The 19,837-nt window shown below is 72.3% G+C and carries 14 protein-coding genes; 6 read left to right on the forward strand and 8 right to left on the reverse strand.

Annotated elements, in window-relative coordinates; translation table 11 throughout:
- Positions 1–46 precede the first annotated feature (46 nt).
- Positions 47–3,712, reverse strand: a complete 3,666-nt coding sequence (locus tag MOPEL_RS13515) for an ATP-binding cassette domain-containing protein (protein WP_009483437.1) — start codon at positions 3,710–3,712, stop codon at positions 47–49.
- A gap of 169 nt (positions 3,713–3,881) precedes the next feature.
- On the opposite strand from MOPEL_RS13515, the gene MOPEL_RS13520 reads away from it, so the two are divergent.
- On the forward strand, positions 3,882–5,216 hold the full coding sequence (locus MOPEL_RS13520; RefSeq protein ID WP_009483438.1) for a sensor histidine kinase: 1,335 nt from the start codon (positions 3,882–3,884) through the stop codon (positions 5,214–5,216).
- Entirely contained in the window at positions 5,213–5,926 is a 714-nt protein-coding gene (locus MOPEL_RS13525; protein ID WP_009483439.1) for a response regulator transcription factor, read from the forward strand. The genes MOPEL_RS13520 and MOPEL_RS13525 overlap by 4 nt, the downstream gene beginning before the upstream one ends.
- Positions 5,927–6,013: 87 nt before the next feature.
- Here the strand turns inward: MOPEL_RS13525 and aroB are convergent, their stop codons facing one another.
- From aroB to alaS, 7 genes are all read right to left on the reverse strand, one after another.
- Positions 6,014–7,126: a 3-dehydroquinate synthase gene (gene aroB / locus MOPEL_RS13530; RefSeq protein ID WP_009483440.1), complete on the reverse strand. Its 1,113-nt coding sequence runs from the start codon at positions 7,124–7,126 to the stop codon at positions 6,014–6,016.
- Complete coding sequence (locus MOPEL_RS13535) at positions 7,126–7,701, reverse strand: shikimate kinase (RefSeq protein ID WP_009483441.1); 576 nt, start codon at positions 7,699–7,701, stop codon at positions 7,126–7,128. The genes aroB and MOPEL_RS13535 overlap by 1 nt, the downstream gene beginning before the upstream one ends.
- On the reverse strand, positions 7,698–8,912 hold the full coding sequence (gene aroC / locus MOPEL_RS13540) for a chorismate synthase (RefSeq protein ID WP_009483442.1): 1,215 nt from the start codon (positions 8,910–8,912) through the stop codon (positions 7,698–7,700). Before aroC ends, MOPEL_RS13535 begins: the two co-directional genes overlap by 4 nt.
- A 79-nt stretch (positions 8,913–8,991) precedes the next feature.
- On the reverse strand, positions 8,992–9,876 hold the full coding sequence (locus MOPEL_RS13545) for a shikimate dehydrogenase (protein ID WP_009483443.1): 885 nt from the start codon (positions 9,874–9,876) through the stop codon (positions 8,992–8,994).
- Positions 9,870–11,156: an endolytic transglycosylase MltG gene (gene mltG / locus MOPEL_RS13550; RefSeq protein ID WP_009483444.1), complete on the reverse strand. Its 1,287-nt coding sequence runs from the start codon at positions 11,154–11,156 to the stop codon at positions 9,870–9,872. Before mltG ends, MOPEL_RS13545 begins: the two co-directional genes overlap by 7 nt.
- Entirely contained in the window at positions 11,153–11,653 is a 501-nt protein-coding gene (ruvX, locus tag MOPEL_RS13555; RefSeq protein WP_083841864.1) for a Holliday junction resolvase RuvX, read from the reverse strand. Before ruvX ends, mltG begins: the two co-directional genes overlap by 4 nt.
- Positions 11,654–11,660: 7 nt before the next feature.
- Positions 11,661–14,363, reverse strand: coding sequence for an alanine--tRNA ligase (gene alaS, locus MOPEL_RS13560; protein ID WP_009483446.1), 2,703 nt, complete (start codon positions 14,361–14,363; stop codon positions 11,661–11,663).
- Positions 14,364–15,075: 712 nt separating this feature from the next.
- Between alaS and MOPEL_RS13565 the strand changes: the two genes are divergently transcribed.
- From MOPEL_RS13565 to MOPEL_RS13580, 4 genes are all read left to right on the forward strand, one after another.
- Positions 15,076–16,731 (forward strand): peptide ABC transporter substrate-binding protein, encoded by a 1,656-nt coding sequence (locus MOPEL_RS13565; protein WP_009483447.1) that lies wholly within the window; start codon positions 15,076–15,078, stop codon positions 16,729–16,731.
- Between the two features lie 130 nt (positions 16,732–16,861).
- Entirely contained in the window at positions 16,862–17,788 is a 927-nt protein-coding gene (locus MOPEL_RS13570) for an ABC transporter permease (protein WP_009483448.1), read from the forward strand.
- The gene (locus MOPEL_RS13575; RefSeq protein ID WP_009483449.1) at positions 17,781–18,797 is read left to right on the forward strand and encodes an ABC transporter permease; all 1,017 of its coding nucleotides are present in this window, start codon (positions 17,781–17,783) and stop codon (positions 18,795–18,797) included. Before MOPEL_RS13570 ends, MOPEL_RS13575 begins: the two co-directional genes overlap by 8 nt.
- 11 nt (positions 18,798–18,808) lie before the next feature.
- A complete protein-coding gene (locus MOPEL_RS13580; protein ID WP_009483450.1) occupies positions 18,809–19,837 on the forward strand; it encodes an ABC transporter ATP-binding protein in 1,029 nt (342 codons plus the stop codon).

Below are 19,837 nucleotides of genomic sequence, written 5' to 3' on the forward strand. Positions count from 1 at the left end.
ACGGGCCGGTCGCCGACACACGTCCCGGCCGGCCCGCCGGGTGGGATCACCCGGCGAGGTGCCCCCACCGCTGCGACAACTCCGTCCACGGGCCGACGGCGGCGACGCGCCCCTCGACGAGGACGACGACCCGGTCGGCCTGGGCGAGCGCGGCACGCTTCGAGCTCGCCCCGACGACCGTCGTCGAACGGGCACGCAACGCCCGCCACAGCTCGATCTCGGTGCGGGCGTCGAGGGCGGAGGACACGTCGTCGGCGAGGAGGAGCTCGGCGTCGGCCGCGAGCGCCCGGGCGAGGGCGAGGCGCTGCACCTGGCCGCCGGAGAGCCGCACGCCGCGGTGACCGACGAGGGAGTGCGCCCCACCGGCCTGCTCGACGTCGGGGTCGAGCCGGGCGTCGCTCACGGGGTCGCCGAACGGCCGGTCGTGTCCGAGCTGGACGTTGTCGGCGAACGTGCCGGAGAGGACGCGCGGCACCTGCGCGACGTAGGCGACCTGCCCGGGCCGGAGGAACAGCTCGGGGTCGTCGACGTCCGTGCCGTTCCACCGCAGTTCGCCGAGGTGGTCGGTGAGTCCGGCGAGCGCCCGCAGGAGGCTCGACTTGCCCGCGCCGACCTGCCCGACGAGGAGCACGAGGTCGCCGCGGTCGATGTCGAGGTCGACGTCCTCGACGCCGATCGTCCCGTCCTCGTGCATCGCCGACAGACCCCGCATCGAGACGCGTTCGAGCGGCACGCGGGGCACGGGCGGCGGTTCGGGCGCCTCACCGGTGAGGAGGTCGATGCCGGGGGCGAGGTCGACGAGGTCGACACCACCGGCCATGCGGCTCGTCGCCACCTGCCATGCCCGGGTGCCGGGCGCCTCGGTGACGACGGCGCCGGCGACGCGCCCGAACCAGTCGAAGCCGCCGACGGTGCTCACGACGAGGAGGGCGGTGGCGAGACCCCACTGCCCGGTGAGGACGGCCGCCCATGCGGCGACGGCGCCGGCCTGGACCATGACGGTGGGCACCCCGTCGAGGAGCGCCTGGACGCGGTGCTCGCGCACGGCGGCCTCGACTCGCCCGCCGTCGACGGCGCGGAGGTGGCGGCGGATCTCGGCCGTCCGGCCGGCGAGCTTGACGGTGCGGGCCGACTCCAGCGTCGACACGAGCACCCGCCCGAACCGGGCCCGTGCGGCGGACGCACGCGCGGCCGAGCGCCCCGCGACGGGACGCCCGACGGCGGACGCCCCCGCGGAGGCGACCATGACGACGAGGAGGACGAGCCCGGCGAGCCACGTGCGGGCGGCGAGCGCCGTGAACGCCGCGATGAGGAGACCGTTGGTGAAGTCGACCCAGCGGTCGGCGTACCGGGCGAACCGGTCGGCGTCCATCGCGCGCGCGACGACCTCGCCAGGCGGGACCTTGGGGAGGCGCCGCTGGTCGGTCTGTCCCCGGAGGACGGCCATGCGCACGCGAAGGAGGACCTCGACCCACCAGCGCGGGTAGCGGACGACCGCCGCGGACAGGGCGACCGGCCCGAGGAGGATCGCGACGACGGTCGCGACGAGCCACACCCACGGCGTCTCGCCCCGTTCGAGGGATTCGACGGTGTGGCCCCACGTGTAGCCGGTGAGGCCGCCCATCGCACCGCTCAGGGAGAAGACGAGGAACAGTGCGACGGCGACGAGTCCCCACGACGGACGGACGCGGAGCGCGTTGACGACGCCCCGGGCGAGGGACGGCCCGTCTCCGGGGTCGCGCACCTCGGGAACCTCTCCGCGACGCCGCGCCGTACCGAGCGCGGTGACCGGCACCGGGGCGGCCTCCGGTCCCGTCTCGGCGCCCGTCGCCTCGGCGGGGTCGCTCCCCGGGACGGCGGCCGCGACGGCGGGGGGCCTTCCGCCCGTGGCGGCGGGCGTCGCGTCGGGGGCGTCGACGGGGACGGCCCGCTCGGCGTCGATGTCGACCTCGGCGTCGGGGGCGTCTGCCTCGTCGCGGGTGACGGCGTCGAAGGGTGCGTCGGGCGTCACCTCGGCCGCGTCGAGGAGGTCGCGGTAGGCGCCGGGCGACGCGGCGAGCTCGGCCCGCGGCCCGGCCTGGAGGACGCGGCCGTCGGCGAGGACGGCGACGAGGTCGGCGCGGGCTATCGTCGAGAGACGGTGGGCGATGAGGATGCCGGTGCGGTCACGGAGGAGGCGGTCGGAGGCGGCGACGACGCGTGCCTCGGTGAGGGGGTCCATGCGGGCGGTCGCCTCGTCGAGGACGACGACCTGCACGTCACGCATGAGGAGGCGCGCGAACGCGAGGAGCTGCTCCTCACCGGCGGAGAGGGTCGTGCCGCCCGGACCGAGGAGGGTGTCGAGACCTTCGTCGAGGCCGGCAACCCAGTCGGTGAGGCCGAGCTCGTCGACGACCGCCTCGACGCGGCCCGTCGGCACGTCGGCGAACAGGGTGATGTTCTGGGCGAGGGAACCGGCGAGGATCTCGGTGCGCTGGGTGACGACGCCGACGGACTGGCGCAACGCCTGCAGGTCGAGGTCCCGCACGTCGACGCCGCCGAGGAAGACCTCTCCGGGGCGAGGCTCGACGGCCCGGGAGACGAGCGAGGCGAGCGTCGACTTGCCGGAGCCGGTGCGCCCGACGAGCGCGAGTGTCGCCCCCGCGGGGACGGCGAGGTCGACGCCCTGCAGGGCGAACGCCCCCTCGGCGTACGCGAACGACGTGTGCCGGAACTCGAGACCGACGGCACCATCCGGCAGGTGCGCCCCGCCGACCGGCTCGGGTTCGACGCCGAGCATCTGCCGGAGCCGCACGATCGCGCCGAGCCCGGCCTGGAGGTCGGGCAGCTGTTCGGCGACGCGGCCGATGGACCCGACGAACGTCGCCGTGATGAGGAAGAGCGTGACGAGCTGGGCGAGGGAGAGGCCGCCGGTGACGGTGAGGGTGACCCCGATCGCGGCGACGACGGCGAGGAGGCCGTGGAGGACGAGCCCCGTGCGCAGGGTCACGGCCCGTTCGAGGACGAGCACGTCGACGAACCGCCGGTGCACCTCCGCCGACAGACCCGCGAGACGCTTCACGGCGAACGCCTGCCCGAGGCTCGTGCGCAGGTCGTCCCGGCCCGCGATGCCCTCCTCGAGGACCGCGGCGTGATCGGTCCACGCCGCCTCCTCGACGACCTTGCGTTCCGCGATCGGCCCGAGCAGGCCACGGATCGACCACAACGCGACGACCGCGAAGAGCGGGAACGCGACGAGTGCAGGCCCCCACGTCCATCCGGCGACGACCAGCATCGGCACGATCGAGACGAGCGCTCGGAGCATCATCCATACCTGAAGACGGACGAGCGAGCCGACCTCGCGGGTGTCGTCGTCGACGCGGTCGAGGACCTCGCCGACCGCCTGCTCCGAGAGCGCGGGCAGCGGTTGGCCGAGTGCAGCGTCGAGGAGGTCCTCGCGGAGCCGCCCCTCGGCCCGGTCGGCGACGCCCGCCCACAGGAACCGCCCCACGGTGTCGAGCACCGCACCGCCGACGACGCACGCGGCGAACCACCCGACGAGCGACCACGTCACGTGCTCCGCGAGGCGCCCCGCGACGACGGCGCCCGCCGACGTGCCCACGGCACCGAGGGTGAGGGCGACGAGCGCGGCCGCAGCGACGGGCGAGGAGAGACGACGCCACGTCACGGTGCGGTCCGGGTCTCCCGTCGCCGGCGTCGAGGAGATGGGCACGGCCGGCGCGGAAGGGGTCACGTCACCGATGGTAGAGAGCGAACCGGGCCCCCTCACCCCATTTTCCGCACGCCGCGCCGCCGGTCCCTCCCCGGGACCGACTTTCGTCGCATCCTCATCGACCTGTGACCGTTCCGGCGATCACGGCCGTCTCCCTACGCTGGAGGACATGCCGACCGTCGAGCGACCACGCATCTCCCGACCGCAGGCGGCGGCGAAGTACGCCACCGCCCTCCTCGTCGGGCTCGGCACGTGGGCCCTCGGCCTCCCCGAGACCGATCCCACCGGGCCGGTCACGACCGTGGAGGCCTTCCTCTTCCTCGACCTCTTCCTCGGCGTGGCCGTCCTCGCGGTCCTCCCGCTGCGCCGCCGGTTCCCCGTCGGTGTCGCCGTGGGCCTGTCCCTCGTGCTCGCCGTCTCCGGCGCGGCGACCGGCGCGTGGTCCTTCGCCGCCGTCTCCCTCGGGAGGCGACGCCGGGTCGCCCCCGCGGTCCTCGTCCTCGTCCTCGCGACCGCGTCCGCCCTCGCCTACGAGGCGTGGTTCCCGTACCCGTCCTCGCCCGACGAGGCCGAGGTCTCCTGGTGGGTCATGGGGGTGCTCGTCGCCCTCATGGAGAGCCTCGCCCTCGCCGTCGGCTTCTACCTCGGCGCACGCGACGCCCTCCTCGACTCCCTCCGCGAACGTGCCGAGGCGGCCGAACACGAACAGCACTCGCGCACCGCCCAGGCCCGCGCCGCCGAGCGTGCCCGCATCGCCCGCGAGATGCACGACGTCCTCGCCCACCGCATCTCCACCGTCGCGATGCACTCCGGCGCGCTCGCCTACCGCACCGACCTCACCCCCGAGGAGGTGTCCGGCGCCGCCCGCCTCATCCAGGAGAACGCCCACAGCGCCCTCGTCGAGCTGCGCGACATCCTCGGGGTGCTCCGCGAGACGGCCGAGGACGACGCGCACGGCGTACCCGAACCTCCGCAGCCGACGATCGCCGACCTCGACACCCTCGTCGCCGAGGCCGTCGCCGCAGGGCAGGTCGTCTCTCTCGACGTCGACATCGACGCCGGCGACGTCCCCGGCCCTCTCGGCCGCCACGTCTACCGCGCCGTGCAGGAGTGCCTGACGAACGCCCGCAAGCACGCGCCCGGCGCGCCCCTCGACGTCCGGATCGCCCGCGAGAGCGCGCCCACCGGAGCCCTCGCCGGGCTGCGCTCCCTCGGTCGTGGCGGAGCGGGTGACCTCCTCGTCGTCGACGTGAGCAATCCCCTCACCGCCTCCGCCCCCGGCCAGGGCGACGTCCCCGGCACGCCCGGCCTCTTCGCGACCCTGCCCGCGCGGGGCGACACCTCCGGCGTCCCCGCCGCCGAGACCGTCCCGACGAGCGGCGTCGGCCTCCTCGGCCTCGCCGAGCGGGCCGAACTCTCCGGCGGCCACCTCGACCACGGCCCCGAGGGGGGCCGCTACCGCACCCGACTCGTCGTCCCCTGGCCCGAACGGAGCCCCGTATGACCACGCCCCACCCCGAGCAGATCTCCGCCGCCCCCGAGGGCACCGGACCGCAGCAGGCGCAGGTCCGTGCCGTCGTCGTCGACGACGACGCCCTCGTCCGCCAGGGTCTCGCGCTCGTCCTCGGCGGCAAGGGACCCGTCACGATCGTCGGCGAGGCCGCCGACGGGCTCGAGGCGGAGGGGGCCGTCGCGCGATGCCGCCCCGACGTCGTCCTCATGGACATCCGCATGCCTCGCCGCGACGGCATCGCCGCGACCCGCGCGATCTCGAGCGCCCCCGACGCGCCGCCGGTCCTCGTCCTCACGACGTTCGACGCCGACGACCTCGTCCTCGACGCGCTGCGGGCGGGCGCGGCCGGGTTCCTCCTCAAGGCGACGCCGCCGGAGCGGATGGTCGCGGCGATCCTCGCGGTCGCCGCCGGGGAACCCGCGTTCTCCCCGACCGTCATCGCGCAGGTCGTCGCCGCTGCGACGCGCGGCGACGGCGGCGGGCGGCGCCAGGAGGCGCTCGACTCCCTCGCCGCGATCACCGAACGGGAGCGGGAGGTCGCCGTCGCCGTCGGCCGCGGCTGGTCCAACGCCCGCATCTCGGCCGAACTCTTCATGAGCGTCCCCACCGTCAAGGCGCACGTCTCGAAGATCTTCGAGAAGCTCGGCCTCGAGAACCGCGTCCAGATCGCCGTCCGCGTCCACGACGCCGAGCTCCTCTGACCCCGCACGACTCTGACGCCGCACGCGCCTGTCGCCGAGGCCCCGTCGGGTCGGGCCGGCTCGGACGTGTCGGGGAAACGCGTCCGGTCAGTCGGCGCTGCCCGCCACCGCCTCGTACGCGGCGCGGAGGTCCTCGACGTCGGGGCCGACGAGCCGGGTGGGGGCGCCGACGCCGTCGAGGACGACGAACCGCAGGGTCGCCCCGCGGGTCTTCTTGTCTCGGCCCATGACGACGAGGAGCTCCTCGAAGCTCGCCCCGTCGTAGCGCGTCGGCAGGCCGAGCGACGCGAGGACGCGGCGGTGCCGGGCGACGGTGTCGGCGTCGAGATGCCCGGTGCGGACGGCGAGTTCGGCGACGAACACCATGCCGACGGCGACGGCGTCGCCGTGGCGCCACCGGTAGGACTCGGCCTGCTCGATCGCGTGGCCGAACGTGTGGCCGTAGTTGAGGATCTCCCGTAGCGACGACTCGCGGAGGTCCTCGGTGACGACGCGGGCCTTGACGGCGATCTTGCGTTCGACGATCTCCCGCAACACGTCGGAGGTGGGGTCGAGCGCGGCCTCCGGGTCGCTCTCGATGCGGTCGAGGATGACGGGGTCGGCGATGAACCCGCCCTTGACGACCTCGGCGAGCCCGGCGGCGAGGTCCGCCCGCGGCAGGGTGGCGAGGACGTCGAGGTCGGCGAGGACGCCGACCGGCGGGTGGAACGCGCCGACGAGGTTCTTGCCCTCGGCGGTGTTGATGCCGGTCTTGCCGCCGACGGCCGCGTCGACCATGCCGAGCAGCGTCGTGGGCACGTCGACGAGCGGCACGCCCCGCAGCCACGTCGCGGCGACGAAGCCGCCGAGGTCGGTGACGGCGCCGCCACCGACGGCCACGATGACGTCGGTGCGAGTGAATCCGGCACGTCCGAGGACGCCCCACAGGTGGGTCGCGACCTCGATCGTCTTCGCGGACTCGGCGTCGGGCAGCTCCTCGAGGTGGACCTCGACGCCGCGGTCGGCGAGCGCGTCGGCGAGCCGCCGGGCGAGGTCGGCGACGGGGGCCGCGTGGGCGAGCAGTGCCCGGGCGGCCGACTCCGGTACGAGGTCACGGACCCGTCCGGCGATCCCCCGGCCGATGACGACGTCGTAGGCGCCCGGCGTCCCCGGTTCGCCGCCGACGTGGACGACGGTCTCGTCGCGCGTGTCCTCGCCCATCACTCCCCCGTTCGCTCGCCGCGCCCGGAGCCGTCGGCGGCCAGGCGGTCGGCGATCTCGTCGACGATCTGCTCGACGTCCTTCTCGTCGGTGTCGACCCGCAGCCATGCGAGACGTTCGTAGATCGGCCGCCGCTGCTCCATGAGCTGCAGCCACTGGCCGCGCGGGTTGAGCGCGAGGAGCGGACGCCCCTGGTCGAACCCGGAGCGCTTGGCCGCGTACCGGAGGCTCACGTCGAGGAACACGACACGGTGCCCGGCGAGCAGCTCCTGGGTGTGGGGGTCGAGGATCGCGCCGCCGCCGAGGGAGACGACGCCGTCGTGACCGGCGAGCGCGTCGGCGACGGCCGTGCGCTCGAGGGCGCGGAATGCCTCCTCCCCCTGCTCGACGAAGATCTCGGGCACGGAGATCCCGGCGCGCTGCTCGACGAGGGCGTCGGTGTCGAGGAGGTCCACCCCGCGGCGACGCGCGAGCGCGGCCCCGACGCTCGACTTGCCGGCCCCGGGCGGCCCGGTGAGGACGGCGAGCGGGCGGGCGGTGGACGAGGTGGACGTCGTCGAGGCGGCGTCGGTCATCGCATCTCCTCGGGGATGGCGGCGAGGTAGGCCTCGACGTTGCGGCGCGTCTCGGTGACACTGTCGCCGCCGAACTTCTCGGCGATCGCGTCGGCGAGGACGAGGGCGACCATCGCCTCGGCGACGACCCCGGCGGCCGGGACGGCGCACACGTCGGAGCGCTGGTGGATGGCCGTGGCGGGCTCGCCGCTCACGACGTCGACGGTGGCGAGCGCGCGGGGCACGGTGCTGATCGGCTTCATCGCCGCGCGGACGCGGAGGACGTCGCCGGTGGACATGCCGCCCTCGGTGCCGCCCGCGCGGTTCGTCGCGCGACGGATCGCGCCGGTCTCGTCGCGGCCGATCTCGTCGTGCGCCTCGGAGCCGCGGCGCGCGGCGGTGCGGAACCCGTCGCCGACCTCGACGCCCTTGATCGCCTGGATCCCCATGAGCGCACCGGCGAGGCGCGCGTCGAGGCGACGGTCCCAGTGGACGTGGGAGCCGAGCCCGGGCGGGCACCCGTAGGCGAGGACCTCGACGACGCCGCCGAGGGTGTCGCCGCTCTTGTGGGCGGCGTCGATCTCCGCGACCATCGCCGCCGAGCCCGCGGCCTCGGACGCGCGCACCGGGTCGGCGTCGAGCGCGGCGACGTCACCCGGGCCGGGCAGGGGCGCGTCGTCGGAGACGCCCGCCCCGCCGACGGCGACCGTGTGCGACACGAGGCGAATGCCCGCCGTCTGCGCGAGGTACGCCGCGGCGACGGCACCGAGCGCGACGCGGGCGGCCGTCTCACGTGCCGAGGCGCGTTCGAGGACGGGTCGGGCGTCGGTGAAGCCGTACTTCTGCATGCCCACGAGGTCGGCGTGCCCGGGCCGCGGCCGCGTGAGCGGACGGTTGCGGGCGATCTCCTTCGGGGCGTTGACGTCGTCGGCGGCGGCGAACGCCTCGGCGGGCACCGGGTCGGGGCTCATCACCGTCTCCCACTTGGGCCACTCGCTGTTGCCGATGCGCAACGCGAACGGGGAGCCGAGGGTGACGCCGTGACGCAGACCGCCGATGATCTCGAGCTCGTCCTGCTCGAACTTCTGCCGCGCCCCCCGCCCGTGGCCGAGGCGACGGCGCGCGAGCGCCTCCTGGATGTCGGCACTCGTGACCTCCACCCCCGAGGGCAGGCCCTCGAGGACGGCGACGAGTGCCGGCCCGTGTGATTCTCCGGCGGTCAACCAACGCATGGGCGTATGGTTCCACGCCCTGCCGTCGACCCGCCGCACCGCCCGGCCGGTGGACGTCCCGTGCCGCGCGTCGGGAACGTCAGGAGCAGCGTTCGCGGTTGCGCAGCGCGTCGTCGAGGGCGCGGCGCATCGCATCCAGGGGGGCGGTGTGGCCCGTCATGAGCTCGACCTGCCCGGCGGCCTGGTGGAGGAGCATCGCGGAGCCGGGGACGACGGTGGCCCCGCACGCCTCCGCCCAGCGGGCGAGGGGGGTGGGCCAGTCGGCATAGACGGCGTCGAGGAGCACGGTGCGCGACAGATCGGCGCTCGGGTCGAACCCGGCCTCCTCCCCGAGCGGCGCCCCGGCGGGAAGCGTCGAGACGACGACGTCGGCCGCGGCGCAGGCGCGGGAGACCGCGGCGGGGTCGTCGAGGAGGACGTCACCCTCCCACCCCTCGACCTGAGCCGTCGCCCGCACCCCGAGCTCCTCGGCGAGGTCGAGGGTCTCGGGGCGAACCCGGCTCCGCACCGCGAATCCCACGTGGCGGCACCCGAGTCGGGCGAGGGCGTCGAGGGCCGAACGGGCCGTCGCACCCGAGCCGAGGACGAGCGCGCGCCGTACGTCGCCGACCCCGGCCTCGAGGAGCGCGTCACGGACCCCGTCGGGGTCGGTGTTCGCCGCGACCCAGCCGTCCTCGCGGCGCACGAGCGTGTTCGCGGCGCCGATGCGTCGCGCCTGCTCGGTGACGGCCACGGCGAGCGCGAGGGCGTCCTCCTTGTCCGGCATCGTCACCGAGAGGCCGACCCAGTCGCGGCCGAGCCCTTCGACGAACGTCGGCAGGTCGAGTTCGCCCTCCCCGCCGATGCGGAACCGGTCGTAGGACCAGCCCGTGAGCCCGAGGGCGTCATAGGCCGCCCGGTGGAGCACCGGTGACAGGGAGTGCTCGACCGGGGAGCCGACGACGCCGGCGCGGTGCGTCAGCACGTGCCCGGGTGGGCCTGGCACCACGCCTGGAACTTGCGGACGTTGGCGTTGTGCTGGTCGTGGGTCTCGGCGAAGGCCGTCTCCCCCGTCTGCGGGTTGATCGTGACGAAGTAGAGCCACTTGCCCTTCGCCGGGTGGAGCGCCGCCCGGACGGAGGCGGTGCCCGGGTTGTCGATCGGGCCCTTGGGCAGACCGGGGTGGAGGTAGGTGTTGTACGGGTTGTCGTTCTTGCGGTCCGCGTCCGTCGTCGTGATCGTGCGCTTGCCCACGCCGTAGGAGACCGTCGAGTCGAGCTGCAACGGCATCCGGATGCGCAGGCGGTTCTCGATGACGGCGGCGACCTTGGGGCGGTCCTCCGGCATCCGCGCCTCGGACTCGACGATGCTCGCGATCGTGATGATCTCGTGCATGTCGGCCTCCTCGACGCCGAGCGCCGAGTACCGGGCCGTGGCCTGGCCGACGAGCTCGGAGAGCTGCTCGGTGGCGGTGGCCTTGGGGCCGAACGTGTACGTCGCGGGGAAGAGGTACCCCTCGACGCTGCCGTTCGCGGCCTTGGGGAGGCCGAGCGCGGCGGACTTCTTCGACGCGGCGACGTACTCCTTGACGGGCACGCCGGTGGCCTTGGAGAGCTCGGCGAAGATCTCGCTCGCACGCAGACCCTCACGGAGGGTCACGCTGCGCTCGTCGCGGGCCTCGCCGCTGCGAAGCCGGCTGAGCGCGTCGACGGCCTTCATCTGCGTCGGCAGCGCGTACGTGCCCGGCTGGATCTCGTCGCCGGGGTTCTCGGCGAGGGCCTTCTCGAACGCCTCGACGGTCTTGACGACGTCGGCCTTCTGGAGCGTCCCGCCGATCGCCCGGCCTGTGTCGCCCTGGTGGACGACGACGGTCGCCCGTCCGGTGCCGGGGCCGTCGTAGTCCTTCTTCTCGAAGAACCCGCCGACCAGCGGCGCGAACAGCTGCACGGCGAGGACGAGGCCGCCGAGGACGAGCGCGAGCGCGACGCCGAGCACGGCGAGGCGGCGCCCGCGACCGCGGCGGTTCCGTCCGACCGAGGTCGCGCCGTGGCCGTCGAACAGGTCGTCCTCGTGCTCGTCGTCCCCGTGCTGGTCGTGCCCGTGCTCGTCGTCCTCGTGCTCGTCGTCCTCGACGTGGGCGTCGGATTCGAGGTCCTCCTCACCGCCGTGGCCCGAGAGGAGCGCGTCGTAGCGGGAGACGGGGACGTCGTCCTCGGGGTGCTCGTGCGGCACGTCGTGCGGGTCGTCGCCGTGTCGGTCGGTCATCCCTGGGGTCCTTTGTGTCGGGGCTTGCGGGTGGGGACGACGTCACCGGGGGCGACACCACCTGCGCGTTCCTGGTCGAGTGCGGTCTGGAGGATGAGCACGGCGGCCGCCTGATCGACGACCTCCCGATGTCGCCGCCCGGGCCTGCCGCTGTCGTGGAGGTTGCGGTGCGCTGCAACCGTCGTGAGGCGCTCGTCGACGAGACGGACGGGCACCGGCGTGACGGCCCGGGCGAGGGCCGCCGCGTAACTGCGCGCGTGTCCGGCGGCCGCGCCCTCCTCCCCCGAGAGGGAGCGTGGCAGCCCGACGACGACCTCGACGGCCTGGCTCTCGCGGACGATGCCGGCGAGCGCCGTCATGTCGTCGCCGTCGAGGACGTCGGGGCCGCCGCGGGCGAGGGTCGCGACCGGGGTGGCGAGGACGCCGCTCGGGTCGGATCTCGCGACGCCGACCCGGACGGCGCCGACGTCCACGCCGATGCGCACTCCGGTTCTCACCTCGGCATCATGCCCCGACGCCAGCCACGGAGCTTCGGATCTCGTTCAGCGCGTCGCCGATTCGCGTCGCGTCGGAGCCGCCGCCCTGGGCGAGATCGTCCTTTCCGCCACCACCGCCGCCGAGGACGCCGGCGGCCGTCTTGACGAGCGCACCGGCCTTGATGCCCTTCTCGCGGGCCGCGGCGTTGGTCGCGACGACGACGACCGGACGCTCCTTCGCGGCGGACGCGAGCGCGACGACGGCCGGCCGCTCCTCGCCGAGGCGCGAGCGGAGGTCGAGCGCGAGGGTGCGCAGGTCGTCGCCGGAGACGGACGTGGGAGTCTCGTGCACGAGGAGACGGATCCCGCCGACGTCCTGCGCCCCGGCGGCGAGCGTCGCCGCCTGGTCGAGGACCTGCTGACGACGCATCGCGTCGATCTCCCGCTCGGCCTCCTTGAGGCGCGTGAGCATCGCGGAGATGCGGTCGGCGAGCTCCTCGGGGCGGGCCTTGACGATGTCGGTGAGCTGGGAGAGCACGGCGCTCTCGCGGGCGAGGTGGGTGTAGGCGTCGGCGCCGACGAGGGCCTCGACGCGGCGCACGCCGGAACCGATCGAGGACTCGCCGAGGAGCTTGACGACGCCGAGCTGACCGACGGTCATCGCGTGGGTGCCGCCGCAGAGCTCCTTGCTCCATGAACCGTCACCGATGGAGACGACGCGCACCTCATCGCCGTACTTCTCGCCGAACATCGCCATCGCGCCCGACTCGAGCGCGGTCTTCTTGTTCATGACCTGCGCACTCACGGGCTGGTCGGTGAGGACGACCTCGTTGATGCGGCCCTCGATCTCCGAGAACAGCGCGGGCGAGACGGGCTGGCCCCAGCTGAAGTCGAAGCGCAGACGCCCGGGCGCGTTCTCCGACCCGGCCTGCGTGGCCGTGCTCGAGAGGGCGTCGCGGAGCGACTGGTGGAGGATGTGCGTCGCCGTGTGGGAGCGGGAGACCGAGCGACGACGGTCGGCGTCGACCCGGCTCGTCGCACGGTCGCCGACGCCGAGCTCGCCGCTCTCGACGACGCCGCGGTGGACGATGAGGCCGGTGATGGGCTTCTGCACGTCGATGACGCGCATGAGCGCACCGTCGAGCTCGATGACGCCCTGGTCGGCGAGCTGGCCACCGCTCTCGGCGTAGAACGGCGTCTGGTCGAGGACGAGTTCGATCTCGTCGCCGGCCTTGGCCCGCGTGCCCGACGCACCCCCGACGAGGAGACCGGCGACGCGGCCCTCACCGGCGACACCCTCGTACCCGAGGAAGTCGACGGGCGTGCCGAGGGAGTCGGCGATCTCGCGGTAGAGGTGGGTGTCGACGTGGCCCGTCTTCTTCGCCTTGGCGTCGGCCTTCGCGCGGGTGCGCTGCTCGGTCATGAGCCGACGGAACCCCTCCTCGTCGACGGCGAGGCCCTGCTCGGCCGCCATCTCGAGGGTGAGGTCGATGGGGAACCCGTACGTGTCGTGGAGACGGAACGCCTCCTCGCCCGCGAGGCGACTACCGCCCTTCGCCCTCGTGCGCGAGACGGCGGTGTCGAGGATCGTCGTACCGGCCGACAGGGTGCGCGCGAACGCCTCCTCCTCGGCGTAGGCGATGGCGCTGATGCGCTCCCAGTCGCGCTGGAGCTCGGGGTAGGACTTCTTCATCCGGTCCTTGGAGACCGGGAGGAGCTCGGGCAGGCATGCGTCCTGCACGCCGAGGAGACGCATCGAGCGGACCGCGCGGCGCAGGAGGCGACGCAGGACGTAGCCGCGACCCTCGTTGCCGGGGGTGACGCCGTCGCCGATGAGCATGAGGGAGGACCGCACGTGGTCGGCGACGACCCGGAAGCGCACGTCGTCGGAGACGTTCGCGCCGTACCGGCGGCCCGTGATCTCCTCCGCCCGCTCGATGACGGGGTAGACCTCGTCGATCTCGTAGAGGTTGTCGACGCCCTGCAGCAGGTACGCGACGCGCTCCAGGCCCATGCCGGTGTCGATGTTCTGGCTCGGCAGGGGGCCGACGACCTTGAAGTCGTCCTTCGCCTTGACGTCGGTGATCTCCTCCGTCTGGAACACGAGGTTCCAGATCTCGAGGAACCGGTCCTCGTCGGCCTCGGGGCCGCCGTCGGCGCCGTACTCGCGGCCGCGGTCGATGTAGATCTCCGAGCAGGGGCCGCCGGGACCCTCGACGCCCATGTGCCAGTAGTTGTCCTTGAGGCTGCGGCCCTGGATGCGCTCGCGCGGGATGCCGGCGTCGAGCCAGTACTGCAGGGCCTCCTCGTCACCGTTCGGGTAGTCCGGGTGGTGGCCAGGGCCGAGGATCGTCACCCACACCTTCTCGGGGTCGAACCCGAGGAACCCGTCCTGCTGACGCCCCGTGACGAACTCCCACGCGAACGCGATCGCGTCCTTCTTGAAGTAGTCGCCGAAGCTGAAGTTGCCGTTCATCTGGAAGAACGTGCCGTGCCGGGTGGTCTTGCCGACCTCTTCGATGTCACCGGTGCGCACGCACTTCTGCACGCTCGTGGCGCGGTGGTAGGGCGGGGTCTCCTGCCCGAGGAAGTACGGCTTGAACGGCACCATGCCCGCGTTGACGAACAACAGGTTGGGGTCGTCGTAGAGCAGGGGGGCGCTGGGGACGACGGTGTGTCCCTTGCTCTCGAAGAAGCGGAGCCAGCGGCGCCTGATCTCGGCGGTTTCCATGTGTCGTCCTTCTCGTCGGTGCGTCGGGCGCGTCCGTGCGTCGCGTCCTGTCGTCCCAAGGGTAAGACGTGGGCACCGCGAGGCCCGCGACGACCGGAGCGGCGGAGCGCCTCGCGAAGTCCCGGACGGGGGTGTGGATCCGGCGCTGCCCGCGGGCGGCACGTCGGGCGCGCCCCGACCTCGGTCGCGGCGCGCCTACCACATGAGGGGTGGATTCTCCCCTTTCGAGGACAGGGGATCTTCTCCGGCGGTACGGTCGTGCCGACGAACGAACCTCCCGACCGCCCGGTGGCGACACCCGGCCGCAGCCACTCGACGCACCCACGACACGACCCCCGCATCGCCTGCCGTGCACTCCTGGTCGCCTCGCCGGCCTCACGGACGGCCCGCCGACGAGCGCACGACGCGCCTGGTCGCGGGGCCCCGGCCGACGGCACGAGAGTGCCCGCCGACGCCCGAACGGGCGCCCCGGCGAACGGGGTCCGCAGTGCACGCCGGGCGACGACGGGCGCGACGACGCGTACCCGAAAGGTCACGATTGGGTCACGACGCGGGCGACTCTCCCTCCAAGCCCCCCCGTGACAGGTGTTGCCTCTACCTTGAGGCGACGCCACCGGCGTTTGCTTCGACCCGGCTCCCCGGGTGGAACCACCCCAGTCACGAACGACCCGGCCGACCGATGCAGCTCTGCCGGATCAGGAGGTCCCCCCACATGCAGACCAAGACCCGTGCCGCCCTCGTCGCCGGCCTCTCGGCCACCACGCTCCTCGCCGCCTGCGGCGGAGGCGGCGGTGGGTCGAACGGCTCCGGCGACTCCCAGACCCAGGCCTCCGGCCAGGCCGGTGGATCGATCAGCGTCCGCGGGTGCAACCCGCAGAACCCGCTCGTCCCGGCCAACACGACGGAGACCTGTGGCGGCAACGTCCTCGACGTCGTCACCGCGAAGCTCGTCGCGTACAACCCCGACACGGCGGCTCCCGAGAACGACATCGCCGAGTCGATCGAGACGAAGGACAACCAGAACTTCACCGTCAAGATCAAGCCGGGCTACAAGTTCCACGACGGCACCGAGATCAAGGCGAACAACTTCGTCGACGCCTGGAACTACGCCGCCTACGCGCCCAACGCGCAGTCCGCGGCGTACTTCATGGAGCCCATCGAGGGCTACACCGACCTCCAGCCGGCCGAGGGCGCCGACGCCTCCGCCAAGCCCAAGGCCGACAAGCTCACCGGCCTCAAGGTCGTCGACGACCACACGTTCACGATCAAGACGACGGAGAAGGTCTCCAACCTCCCGCTCCGCCTCGGCTACACGGCCTTCGCGCCGCTGCCCGAGTCGTTCTTCAAGGACCCCAAGGCCTACGGCGAGAAGCCCGTCGGCGCCGGCCCCTACACGGTCGAGAAGTGGGACAAGAACCAGCAGATCGTCCTCAAGAAGTTCGCCGACTACACCGGCGCCCGCCCGGGCAAGGCCGACGAGATCGTCTACCGCATCTACCAGGACAGCGAGGCGGCCTACAAGGACGTCATGGCGAACAAGCTCGACGCCACCGACGAGATCCCCGAGTCCGCGATGATCGGCAAGCAGTACCAGTCCGACCTGCCCGAGCGCACCGCCGAGAAGGACGAGGGCCTCATCCAGACGGCCACGTTCGCGCCGGTCAAGGTCGACCCGACGATGGCCGACCCCAAGGTCCGCCAGGCCGTCTCGATGGCGATCGACCGCGACACGATCATCCAGCAGATCTTCGACGGCTCCCGCAAGCCCGCCACCGGCTGGGTCTCCCCCGTCGTCGACGGCTACAAGGCCGACCAGTGCGGCGAGTTCTGCACGTACGACCCGGCCAAGGCCAAGCAGACCTTCGACCAGGCCAAGGTCAAGCCGTCCCGCATCACGCTGAGCTACAACGGTGACGCCTCGCACAAGGCGTGGACCGAGGCCACGTGCAACTCGATCAAGCAGGCCCTGGGCGTCGACTGCGTCGCCACCCCGGTCGTCGACTTCAAGACCTTCCGCACGCAGGTCACGAGCCGCGAGATGAAGGGCATGTTCCGCACCGGCTGGCAGATGGACTACCCGTCCATCGAGAACTTCCTCACGCCGGTCTTCGCCACGGGCGGGAGCAGCAACGACGGGGACTACAGCAACCCGAAGTTCGACGCCAAGCTCAAGGAGGCCGCGGCGGCCACCGACGCGAACCAGGCGAACACCCTCTACCAGGAGGCCGAGGCCATGCTCACCGAGCAGATGCCGGCGGTTCCGCTCTGGTACGGCCACCGCATCGTCGGCTGGTCCGAGAACGTCACCGACGTGAAGATCGACCCGTTCGGTCGCATCGACCTCACGCAGATCTCCAAGAAGGCCTGACCCACCTCCGCGGGGGCCGCGCACCGGAACCGGAGCGCGGCCCCCGCGGCGACCCCACCCCCTCGGCCGGTGGACCCGCGCGACCCGCGACCCCGACCCGACCTCCCATCCATGCCCTCCTGGAGGTGTCGTGACTACCTACGTCATCCGGCGGATCCTGCAGATGGTGCCCGTCGTGCTCGGCGCGACGTTCATCATCTTCGCCATGGTGTTCGCCCTACCGGGTGATCCCACCGCCGGCAAGTGCGGTGAGCGTCCCTGTTCCCCCGCGTTCGTCGCCCAGTACCGCGCCGAGCACAACCTCGACGACCCCCTCGTCGTCCAGTACGGCAAGTACCTCGGCAAGCTGTCGAAGGGCGACCTCGGCGTCAACTACTTCGGCAACGACGTCGCCGAGGAGCTGCAGCAGCGGTACACCACGACCGGGAAGCTCGCCATGCTCGCCATCGCCTTCGAGATCCTCATCGGCGTCACGGCCGGTGTGCTCGCCGGTATCCGAAAAGGGAAGTTCATCGACAGCCTCGTCATGGTGAGCACCCTCGTCGTCGTGTCGATCCCGATCATCGTCATCGCCCCGATGCTTCAGTGGTGGCTCGGCATCAAGCTCAAGCTGTTCCCCGTGACGGTCCCGCAGAACGAGTCGTTCTACGACCTCATCCTCCCCGGTTTCGTCCTCGGCGCGCTCTCCCTCGCCTACGTCGCCCGCCTCACCCGGACGAACATCGTCGAGAACCTCCGCGCCGACTACGCCCGCACCGCCCGCGCGAAGGGCCTGTCGAACCGTCGGGTCATCGGCGTCCACGTCCTGCGCAACTCGCTCATCCCGGTGGTCACCTTCATCGGCGCCGACTTCGGTGCCCTTCTCGGTGGTGCGATCGTCACCGAGCGGGTCTTCAACATCAAGGGCGTCGGCAACTACATCTTCACCGGTATCAACAACCACGACGGCATCGCGGTCGTCGCGGCGGTCACCATGCTCGTCCTCGTGTTCCTCATGGTGAACCTGCTCGTCGACCTCCTCTACGGCCTGCTCGACCCGAGGATCAGCCATGACTGACAACACCTCCGCCGGCGAAGCCCGGCAGTACGCGGCCGCGGAGGCGCGGCGCCGGCAGTCCGAGGCGGGTGAGGAGCTCGCCACGCGCGAGGCCCGCACCCCCGAGATGCTCCGGCTCGACGGCGGCGCCGTCGACAAGCCCCGCTCCCTCGCCTCCGACGCGTGGCGGGAGATGCGCCGGCGGCCCATGTTCTGGTTCGCACTCGCGCTCATCGTGCTCTTCATCGTCATGGCGGTCGCTCCCGGCCTGTTCACGTCGATCGACCCGCACGAGGCGATCCTCCGCGAGGCGCGTAGCAAGCCCGGCGAGAACGGTGCGGTCTTCGGCCGAGACATCCAGGGCTACGACATCTACGCCCGCACGATCTACGGTGCACGCGCGTCGATCATGGTCGGCATCCTCACGACCATCGGCACGACGCTGCTCGGCGGCATCATCGGCATCGCCGCCGGGTTCTACGGCGGATGGTTCGACGCCCTGCTGTCCCGCGTCACCGACATGTTCTTCGCCCTGCCGATGCTCCTCGGCGGCATCATCCTCATGACGTCGGTGTTCCCGAACACCTCGGAGACCTCGTTCTTCGCCGTCGTCCTCAAGGTCGTCCTCGTGCTCACGATCTTCGGCTGGCCGCCGATCGCGCGTCTCATGCGGTCCGCCGTCCTCCAGGTCAAGCCGCAGGAGTACGTCCAGGCGGCCCGCGCCCTCGGTGCGAGCCCGTGGCGGATCATCGTGTCGCACATCCTCCCCAACGCGATGGCGCCCGTGCTCGTCGTGGCGACGATCAACCTCGGCGTCTACATCGCCGCCGAGGCGACGCTGAGCTTCCTCGGCATCGGCCTGGTCCCGCCGGCCATCTCGTGGGGCGTCGCCATCTCCGATGCGACGAAGGCGATCCGCACCCTGCCCCACATCCTGTTCTTCCCCAGCCTGTTCCTGTCGCTCACCGTGCTCGCGTTCATCCTCATGGGTGACGTCATCCGGGACGCGTTCGACCCGAAGCAGCGGTGAGAGGAGACACCATGACCACCACCGCCCCCTCTCCCACCGGTTCGCGGTTCACCCCGACGAACGGTCGACTCCTCGACGTCGAGAACCTCCACGTCGAGTTCCACACCCGCGACGGTGTCGCCCGCGCCATCAACGGCGCGAGCTTCACCCTCGACCAGGGCGAGACCCTCGCGATCCTCGGCGAGTCCGGCTCGGGCAAGTCGGTGACCGCGCAGGCGATCATGGGCATCCTCGACGTGCCGCCGGCAAAGATCCCCGAGGGCAGCATCCGGTACTGCGGCACCGAGCTCCTCACGATGAACGAGAACGAGCGACGCAAGGTGCGCGGTCCGGAGATCTCCATGATCTTCCAGGACGCCCTGAGCTCCCTCAACCCCGTCTTCCCCGTGGGGTGGCAGATCGCGGAGATGTTCCGCAAGCACCGCGGCATGAACAAGTCGGACAGCCTCGACCAGGCCGTGCGACTCATGGAGCGGGTCAAGATCCCGGCCGCCAGGGAGCGCGTCAAGGCGTTTCCGCACCAGTTCTCCGGCGGTATGCGTCAGCGCATCATGATCGCGATGGCGATCGCGCTCGACCCGGCGGTCCTCATCGCCGACGAGCCGACGACGGCCCTCGACGTCACCGTCCAGGCGCAGATCATGCAGCTCCTCGCCGACCTGCAGGAGGAGCGCAAGATGGGGCTCATCCTGATCACGCACGACCTCGGTGTCGTTGCGGACGTGGCCGACCGCATCGCGGTGATGTACTGCGGCCGCATCATGGAGCGGGCCGACGTCGAACCGCTGTACGCCCGCCCGGCGCATCCGTACACGTTGGGGCTGCTCGAATCGATCCCCCGTCTCGATCAGAAGGGCCAGGAGCTCGCCGCCATCGGTGGCCTGCCGCCGAACCTCCTCTCGATCCCGTCAGGGTGCGAGTTCAACCCGCGCTGCCGGTTCCGGCAGGACCGCTGCCTGCAGGAACGCCCCGCGCTGCGGCAGGTCGCACCCGGCCGCCTGTCCGCCTGCCACTTCGCCGAGGAGGTCTACGGTGCCTGA

Source organism: Mobilicoccus pelagius NBRC 104925 (assembly GCF_000247995.1).
Taxonomy (GTDB): domain Bacteria; phylum Actinomycetota; class Actinomycetes; order Actinomycetales; family Dermatophilaceae; genus Mobilicoccus; species Mobilicoccus pelagius.

Coding starts and splice junctions, on each gene's coding strand:
- MOPEL_RS13520 (WP_009483438.1), top strand. CDS start 3,882: ATGCCGACCGTCGAGCGACCACGCATCTCCCGACCGCAGGCGGCGGCG.
- MOPEL_RS13525 (WP_009483439.1), top strand. CDS start 5,213: ATGACCACGCCCCACCCCGAGCAGATCTCCGCCGCCCCCGAGGGCACC.
- aroB (WP_009483440.1), bottom strand. CDS start 7,126: ATGGGCGAGGACACGCGCGACGAGACCGTCGTCCACGTCGGCGGCGAA.
- MOPEL_RS13535 (WP_009483441.1), bottom strand. CDS start 7,701: ATGACCGACGCCGCCTCGACGACGTCCACCTCGTCCACCGCCCGCCCG.
- aroC (WP_009483442.1), bottom strand. CDS start 8,912: ATGCGTTGGTTGACCGCCGGAGAATCACACGGGCCGGCACTCGTCGCC.
- mltG (WP_009483444.1), bottom strand. CDS start 11,156: ATGACCGACCGACACGGCGACGACCCGCACGACGTGCCGCACGAGCAC.
- alaS (WP_009483446.1), bottom strand. CDS start 14,363: ATGGAAACCGCCGAGATCAGGCGCCGCTGGCTCCGCTTCTTCGAGAGC.
- MOPEL_RS13565 (WP_009483447.1), top strand. CDS start 15,076: ATGCAGACCAAGACCCGTGCCGCCCTCGTCGCCGGCCTCTCGGCCACC.
- MOPEL_RS13575 (WP_009483449.1), top strand. CDS start 17,781: ATGACTGACAACACCTCCGCCGGCGAAGCCCGGCAGTACGCGGCCGCG.
- MOPEL_RS13580 (WP_009483450.1), top strand. CDS start 18,809: ATGACCACCACCGCCCCCTCTCCCACCGGTTCGCGGTTCACCCCGACG.